This is a genomic window from Paenibacillus antibioticophila (genome assembly GCF_000455265.1).
GTDB classification, from domain to species: Bacteria; Bacillota; Bacilli; order Paenibacillales; family Paenibacillaceae; genus Fontibacillus; species Fontibacillus antibioticophila.
On record NZ_HG005139.1, the window covers coordinates 2324555 to 2325454 of the forward strand.

At 59.7% G+C, this 900-nt stretch carries 2 protein-coding genes; both read right to left on the reverse strand.

The features are described from left to right. Positions 1-73: 73 nt before the first annotated feature. A complete protein-coding gene (gene xseB / locus TX85_RS10710) occupies positions 74-355 on the reverse strand; it encodes an exodeoxyribonuclease VII small subunit (RefSeq protein ID WP_044479110.1) in 282 nt (93 codons plus the stop codon). Next, the coding region (locus tag TX85_RS27555) for an exodeoxyribonuclease VII large subunit (protein WP_044479111.1) at positions 318-900 on the reverse strand (583 nt) is incomplete at its 5' end. The genes xseB and TX85_RS27555, both read right to left, overlap by 38 nt.

Sequence of the window (900 nt, forward strand, 5' to 3'; positions counted from 1 at the left end):
TTCGGGGATGAGCCGGGATAGTCTGGAGCTGATCAAATCGGAAATTTCACGAAGATAGGAGTCGAAAGGAGATTTATCCAAGTAAATCCCCCTCTCCTTCAGGCGAATGAAACGGACGTTTTACCGCTTCGCCATCCTCTTCAACGATCATTTCGATCTTGCGCTCCACCTGACTCAGCTTTCGTCCGCACAGCTGCGATAGCTTCATTCCTTGCTGAAACAGCTCAATCGCTTGCTCCAACGGAACCTCTCCGCGCTCCAGATGCCTGACAATTTCCTCAAGCTGATTCATTGCTTCTTCAAAATTCAGCTCCGCTTCAAGCTGAGCCTGCTCCGGCTGATTCTTCTTCGCCATGATCGTTCTCCTTTCCGTTTCGCATTCCCCATACCTGACAATCCAATTCACCGTCTGTAACCTTTACCGTAATCCGGTCGCCGGGTTCGACATCTCCCAGCGACTTGATCAGACGTTCCCCTGCCTCGTCATAGACCAGGCTGTAGCCCCGCGCCATCACTTTAAGCGGGCTCAGTGCATCAAGCTGGCGAATGCCGGACGCCAGCTGCTTGGTCTTGTCCCGCAGGACAGCGGACATCGCCTGCTTCAGCAGACGCTCGGCCTCACTCTGCCGGCGTCTTGCATACAGCAGCGCTTCCTGCGGATGATAGCCCAGCAGGCGCTGATGCAGCCGGTCGTGCCGGGCTGCAATGAGCTGCCGCCGCGCCTGCGAAGCGGCCTCGAGCCGCATGCGCAGCACATCCAGCCGCTCTGCGTGCTGGAGCAGCGTCCGCTGCGGCTGCCTCAGCGCCGGCGAGGCTTGCAGCCGGCTCAGCCGCTCGCGCGCCCGCGTCACGCGGTGCTGCAGGCTCTGCTGCAGCAGGCGCTCGCGCCGGCGCAGCTCG